4 protein-coding genes and 1 pseudogene are annotated in these 7,293 nt (G+C 37.9%); 2 read left to right on the top strand and 3 right to left on the bottom strand.

Going from position 1 to position 7,293, the window contains the following annotated elements:
- Positions 1 to 329 (bottom strand): annotated as a pseudogene (locus EWV60_RS13620) (DNA polymerase III subunit beta); the annotation flags it as partial.
- A 20-nt stretch (positions 330 to 349) separates the two neighbouring features.
- Entirely contained in the window at positions 350 to 3,604 is a 3,255-nt protein-coding gene (locus EWV60_RS13615; protein ID WP_287232795.1) for a HypX (modular protein), read from the bottom strand.
- 436 nt (positions 3,605 to 4,040) lie between these two features.
- On the opposite strand from EWV60_RS13615, the gene EWV60_RS13610 reads away from it, so the two are divergent.
- Positions 4,041 to 4,742, top strand: coding sequence for a hypothetical protein (locus EWV60_RS13610; protein WP_287232793.1), 702 nt, complete (start codon positions 4,041 to 4,043; stop codon positions 4,740 to 4,742).
- Positions 4,743 to 5,186: 444 nt separating this feature from the next.
- The gene (locus EWV60_RS13605) at positions 5,187 to 6,128 is read left to right on the top strand and encodes a M4 family metallopeptidase (RefSeq protein ID WP_287232792.1); all 942 of its coding nucleotides are present in this window, start codon (positions 5,187 to 5,189) and stop codon (positions 6,126 to 6,128) included.
- Here the strand turns inward: EWV60_RS13605 and EWV60_RS13600 are convergent.
- Positions 6,117 to 6,851, bottom strand: a complete 735-nt coding sequence (locus EWV60_RS13600) for a hypothetical protein (protein ID WP_287232790.1) — start codon at positions 6,849 to 6,851, stop codon at positions 6,117 to 6,119. The two genes, EWV60_RS13605 and EWV60_RS13600, sit on opposite strands and share 12 nt — an antisense overlap.
- Positions 6,852 to 7,293: the final 442 nt, after the last annotated feature.

Below are 7,293 nucleotides of genomic sequence, written 5' to 3'. Positions count from 1 at the left end.
ACCGGCATCACCAAATAGGTCATCTTTAAACCTCCCAAGGGGGTAAAAATAACCGGTTGGGTACTAGCATTTAACTGCATTTGGATATCATTATTGGGTAAAGCCTTCAAACCGTCCATCAAGTATTTAACATTAAAGGCAATATCGCCACTTTCTCCCTGAATTTCCGCCGCCATGGACTCTTTAGCACTACCTAAATCAGGAGATTCCACCGCTAGGGATAAACGGTCATTTTCGCTATCGAGACTAAACTTGACTAAGTTATTCTTTTAGTCCGATAAAACCGCCACTAATTCCAAACAACGGATTAATTGTTTGCGGTCTAAAATTTAGGAATTAGCAGATAGAGTTACACTTTGTCGCCGCGAAGTATTTTGAATATATCAGTGACAATTCTGTTTCTAATTTCCTCTAAAGAACCTGATTTGACAGAATTTTTCTGACTTTCCAGGTAACTTTTAACCCCTTTAAATTGTTGTTCTAGATGACCACTATAGCGATTTTGTCCCAAAGAATAATCAGGATTATTCGATCTTATAATAGTTTGAGCATCGTGTAAATCATTCAAAAGATAGGCGACCTCTGGCCAATAGCTACTATATTTTTCGTAGTTATACAAAAAGAGAATTACTCGACAGGTTGCTGCAAAAATTTTCCCTTTAGCGGTAAACTGAGTTAACCGGTGAGGATATAAGCCTCTAATTTGAAAATCTTCGGGCATTTTTTGATCTTTATTTGGCTTTTGCTCGGTAAATATTCGCTGAAGATAGGTTTTTTCTCCTCTTTTTTCATCCACTGTTCCCTCAGATGCAATTGCCGCTCCTAAAGTAAACCTTTTCATCGCCATACGAATACGTTCTTCTAATCCTTCTTCCTGATTATCTTTACAAAGTTCCACCAGTCCCAACCCAAATAAAAGAAGACTAGCGTGAATACCAAATAAATAAACTTTATTATCTGAATTTGAGTCAAGGTAAGTTAATGCTGACATGGGTAGCTGTATAATTTTTTCTTGAGATTGACTAGAAGATTTAAATATTCCTTGATAAAACTCATCTAAGTGGCTGCTACCCTTTCCGATTTCAATAATTGGGGGAATGGTTTGCACATAAATATCATTGTATTGCTCATAAAATATAATAGTCGAATCCGGTTTTAATCCACTAAACTCTGTTTTCTGTTTACCACTATAATTTTTTATCTGTTGATAAGATTTTCTGCCTCGCTCTCCATAACAATCAAGAGCATTTTTAATTAAACGTTCGGACCATTCTAGACAATTTTGGCGGCTAAATTTTTCCGTTAATCGATTGGTGTCTCCGACATAGGCGGTGATTAAATAAGACCAAATTTGATACACTGTCCAGTAAGCATAGTAATTAGCATCACCGTCTCTAGCCGCATAAATACGAGCTTTTTCTAAGAGACGAAGAGGTTCAATTAATAAATGAGTTTTGGGATTGGGTAATTGAGCAATGTAAGGGAAAAAGATATAAATTTTGGCGCGGTGAGAATAGATACGAGATAGATAATAGAAAAAAGGATGAGCATTAGTTTGAGAGTATTCACCAATGATTGCGTATTCTTTCAAATATTTCTGCAAATATTCTTCAGCAGTGTTCAAATATTCTTCAGCTTTACGAATTGCAGAACCCCTTTCTTGATGGTCACGTTCCTCATCTTCAAGGTCCGTATAAAAATGATAATCAAATAGACAGATATAGTAGAGACTAACTAATAGTTTATCGTCTAGTCGTCCCTTTTCGATATGGGGTTTAATAACCTCAAGATATTTTTGGGCAATACGATAGAGACCCTCTTGAAGATATACTTGAATAATTGCCAAATGTGCTTCATAGGCCACCATACTCCAAGCTTGATTATTATTAACTTCCTTGAAATTTCTCTCATCCCAATTGCGATATTTATCCTTAAACAGCTTTTTTTCTAAATAATCTTGCATAGCCCTGAGAGAGAAAGGGTAGAATTTTATCCATTTTTCTGCTTTTTCTAGTATATATTTTTCCTCAATTCTCTGACAAAGTTGTTGTAGATATTGCTGAGAATCAATTGCCGTTTTTTCAATGGCTCTCAGTCGAGCATGAAGGGCAGACTTAGCGGCAGATTCTAGAAGATCAAATCCATAAAATTCTCCTGTTGCTAATTCTTGATCGGCGACAATTTGATTATAATTAATTTCACCTTCTAGAGATTTTTTCACATCTTCCTGTTTGCATAACTTAACCAGAGAATAAGACCAAACAGCACTATTTCTTGTATTGCCAATCACTTTATCTTCACTGACTATTTTTTGGGTGACAGGCAGATATCCTTGCTTTTTCAAAATATCTATCCCCTCAAACAAAAATCGATTAATTGCGGTGGTGATATGAGCGATAGGACTGCCCACACCTACCACTTCTTCACAAAATTCTAATCGACTGTTTGATTCTTCTTGCTTGAAAAATTGGCTGATTTCTTTTTCTTCTAAGGTTGGTTTTGGTTTCCAGTTCTCTGGGGGATAGACATAAAAATACACTCGCACCCTATAAGCTATCTGTTTTTCTAATCCTTGAGCATAATACTTATTTTCGTCTTCAGGATCATCGAGAAAATCGGTATTGATTAAACCTGTTTTGCCTCGGTATAATTTTAGGGGCAGAGGTTTGACTTTCTCAATTTCTAAATAGTCGATATAAACGGGAAATTTATCTCCTAATAAATTATTTTTGATAATTGAATTGCTCAGGCTTTCCAAAAAGAGATTGGATATGGAATCGCTAGTTAAATTATTCTGAACAAAATCTGGACATTGCCCGACAACAGTTTTAATTTGTCTGAGTCCAGCTTGAAATTCTGTCCGGCTCACTTCTCTTAAAATCTTATCAACCAAATCCTTGATAATTTCCTGCTCCGAGCCTGTTGATAAATGCTGATAATATTTTTTAAATCGGGGTTGAATATACTCTATAATCTGATTAACTAGCTTTAAAGATTCATCTAGATTTTGATTATCATTTGGGTCAAGAGATTTTAGGTAACTGTGTTGTTGTTTTTGGGAACTGTATAGATTAATGGCCTGTTTATAAAAGCTAACAACGTCTAGGGAATCCTGCTGTATTTCATCGGTAATGATCTCTTTTAACTGCTCAAGTAAACCAGCTTCGGGATGAACAAGTAATTTCAATTTATCCCTTTCATCCAGAGATAACTGTGCATATTTTTTGAGAACTCGTTCTTTTTCTTGTTGGGTAAACTTATTGATCATTTTTTGGGCTAAGCTATCCTTATTTTTGGCTGACTCTCCTTGCCAATAAGCCTCCAGTGAGCTAAGAATAGTAACTAATTTCCCCAAGCTTAAACTGGGTACCCGCTCCTCGCGTTCCTTTTCTTGGTAACGCTCTCCCATCACCGAACGCAGCACTCGCCGGACAAAAATGCGATTTTGTCGCCATTGTTTGGCTATTTTGTACTCATTCGGTTTGGGATTATCCTCACTAATGTCCAAATCGGTCAAATTGTTGAGGAGATGCAAATACACCGCAGCATCTCTTTGTCGGTCTTCATCGCTTTGTCTTTGATTTTCTGTGTCCAGATCGCTCATAGGTTTAGATGTTACTCTGATGATTTAGCCCTAGATGCCCGTTTTGATCAATTCAATAGTTATGTTCATATAATACAGGCTAATCTGGGGGATGTGCATAAAAAATCTGCATTAATTTTTGTAAACCTTGTGAAAATTATCGGTAATTGGTTTGTTAGCCTTCGTAGTGCAACCCTGTAGATGATTGCAGGAAAGAGGTTGCTGATGACCGAAGAAACCGATAGGGTATCGATCACTCAACTGGTGAGGGCGGTTTTTGTATGTACATTTTGTACAATAAAATACGAAAAAATTTTAACGCTGTCACTGTATGTACACACTAAAAAAATATTCTGTACATAATGTACATATTCAAAAATTTTCGTCAGAATAAATGGGCAATGTTATTTTATTTTGTTTTTGTAACACATTGTAACACCTTTGCAGTGATTGTAAAATGCCAAAACAGTTAGAAAAGAAAAAAACAACTGAATTAGAAGATATAGCCATAGATAGGGCCATTAGGTTGTCCGGCTCAGACTCGCCCGGTGGCGCAGGAGAGGAGCTTCGCGGCTTCACTGTCTCTCAGCTCAAACCCGAGCCGGGGTACACTCAGCGAGTCCAATTGTCCACGGATTTGCCAGTTGAATTTGAACTTGTAGATGAGTATCAATCGAAATTTACTCAAGCATTCAAATTCAAATATCGCCTCCGACACCAAGGTATCCCTTTATACGGCTCCTCGATCATTGTTGATTTAGACGAAGACAATAAATTTTTGTTTGCAAACTCGTCTGAAGTTGCTCAAGATGAAGCTGTAAAAAAAGGATTTCCTGACAAAAATCCGAAAGTTCCTGAAGAAGATTTAAAACATTGGATCTACAAATATTGTCTTAAGAAGGGTGAGCCTATTTCCCCAGAAGCCCTAAAGGATTGTGATATTAATCCCGATCTTTACTATTATTTCAAACACTTTTCTAATGGCTCCAGTGACAAGCTAGGTGAATGGAAACTTGTTTATGTTACGAATATTAAAGTTATGGCTCCAACCGGTGACGAAAAATCTGTTGGAACATCACTGGAATTAACTGATTATGTGATAGATGCCCACACAGGGGAGATAATGCTCGAACTCTCAAATTTGAGAACCTTCTGCTAAAAGGGTTCTGTCCATAACCTACTGCCAAACTGTCTATCGTTTGGAGATATTTACCCAAATATCTCTAACTGTTGGGCTGGTTTTGGTGAGCTTTTTTTGCATTATTCAAATATAACTCACTTTTTAACAGGAAATAAGTAGGCAGGTGTTAAAAACTTTCAGACACCACCCTTATCAAGGGGGGATTAAGGGGGGATCGACACCAAAATCTATTCTGGGGGATGTGCATAAAAAATCTGCATTAATTTTTGTAAACCTTGTGAAAATTATCGGTAATTGGTTTGTTAGCCTTCGTAGTGCAACCCTGTAGATGGGTGAGGGCGGTTTTTATATGTACGTTTTGTACCACAATAAATGAAATCTGTACACACTTGACATATTTCGATCAATTTTTTTAATGTATAGGAAAACTGAAACTTATGAATTTATCGGGGGCAAAAACTTATGGTCTGCACAGAATGCCATAGCGCACCATCTAATGGTAACTGCGGGCTTTCACGAACTTATAATTTGAGATATAAAGATTATTCCTCTGATATCATTCTCACTGACCACTCATTAGTCGATGGTATTTGTCAAGATTTTTGCCAACAAGCTCGCAATAATGTTAAAACCGTTGCCCAGTTTATCGATGATAACTTCAACAAACCACTAGATAGATATGAAGCTATCATTAATGTTGCCAGCATAGAGCATCGCTTTTGCCCTGCCGCATGGTACACAAAACGAGCCTTATTTGGACAAAGAGAAATTAATGGTAGAAACCGTTCTTATGGAACCGATATCACAGTAGTAGCTCATGAATTTTGTCATGGTTTAATTGGTCCACTTGAGTCTCCGCCAAAAAATGCACTTGAAGAATCTTTTTGTGATATATTTGCGGTTTTAGTGCGTAACTATCATAGGGATGATGGTTTTTATTGGAATAATCCTCGTAATTGGCTATGGGATGTGGGAGAAAACTTTCAAGAAGGAACTGGATCGATGAGACGATTAGATAAATTACTTTCTTTAAGGTTTACAGATGCAGGGCCTGTCTATGGACAAATACAAATAAATGATTGGAATACTGCCAAGAATTATCACGAACTTTCCTTGATTCATAGTCATGCTTTTTATCGATTGATGACAATTCATAACACTGTCATCGATGGAGAGCGAGAGCCTCTTTTTAATGGCGAATTTGCTCTTAATCTATTCGGTGCTGTTCTAGACAATATTTCCACCACGATCGGGAGGTTCCCTAAGAGTTTCTCTATGAGTCGTAAATTATTTAAAGAACAAGCCGGACGATTACTAAGAGCCTCTCCTCACATAGAGGATCAATTAGATGCTATTGATAAAGCATTTATTGATGTAAGAATTGAGGAAATATTAGCTAACTAAATTGACTATTAAGCAATCGCTTGGCACTTTTTTAATGTCAGTTTTAAAAAGCCATTTAACTAAGGGATTACCATTTTGTTCCAAGCGGGCAGTTAAATTTAACTTAGTCCTCACCAATTGCATATTATTAGGGACTTTGACAATCATGTGCATAAATTTACTTCCTTGAACTCCTTTTCCCTGTGCTTTTCGATATTCCCAATCAGCCTTATATTCCCCAACTCCTGTGGCTATAATTGTTGGTTGTAATTCGGGGTATTCTAGGGCAAAATCTGTGCCTCCTAAACTTGCCTGAGCTTCCTTAAACTTAATATTGGGGGACAGACTAACTTTACAGTTACGCTTGATTTCCTGATTGATTTCCAACGGATATAGATCAAAAGCAATAGCCCGGTTTTGTTGATTATCGGGCAGTAAATCAACAGAAAATTTAGCTTGAGTAATTTGAAATTTATCTTCTCCACTATTACGAAGAGAACAGGCAAAACGGACTAAAAAAAACTGTGCCTCATTCTGTTTTACCTCTAACCAAGAGGGAATTACACCAGAATAAAGTTCAGCTAATGGCCAAACTTCTGGTTGTCCGATGCTAACAATTGGTACATAGCTGGGCCGTGAGGGAGGTGAGATAAATCTAAAATTTTCTTCCTCTTCTTCGCTATCCAATTCTAGTTGCCCTTGCCAAAGAATATGCTGAATTGTTTCAGGAGTAGATAATAACATATCAATTCAATCCGTTAACTTGTTCAATGATCAACAGTATATCGCCAAAATAGAGAGAAGAAACCCAATCCTTTGGCGAGAAAATAGGATTCAATAAGTAGTTAGGCGTTAAAAACTATCAGACACCCCCCTTATCAAGGGGGGATTAAGGGGGGATCGACACCCCCCTTATCAAGGGGGGATTAAGGGGGGATCGACACCCCCCTTATCAAGGGGGGATTAAGGGGGGATCGAAACCCCCCTTATCAAGGGGGGATTAAGGAGGGATCGACACCCCCCTTATCAAGGGGGGATTAAGGAGGGATCGACACCCCCCTTATCAAGGGGGGATTAAGGGGGGATCGACACCCCCCTTATCAAGGGGGGATTAAGGGGGGATCGACACCCCCCTTATCAAGGGGGGATTAAGGGGGGATCGACACCCCCCTTATCAAGGGGGGAT

Origin of the sequence: Microcystis sp. Msp_OC_L_20101000_S702 (genome assembly GCF_007095705.1) — a bacterium.
GTDB classification, from domain to species: domain Bacteria; phylum Cyanobacteriota; class Cyanobacteriia; order Cyanobacteriales; family Microcystaceae; genus Microcystis; species Microcystis ichthyoblabe_A.
The sequence above is the reverse complement of the archived record's forward strand: the minus strand, read 5'-3'. Positions and strand labels throughout refer to the sequence as shown.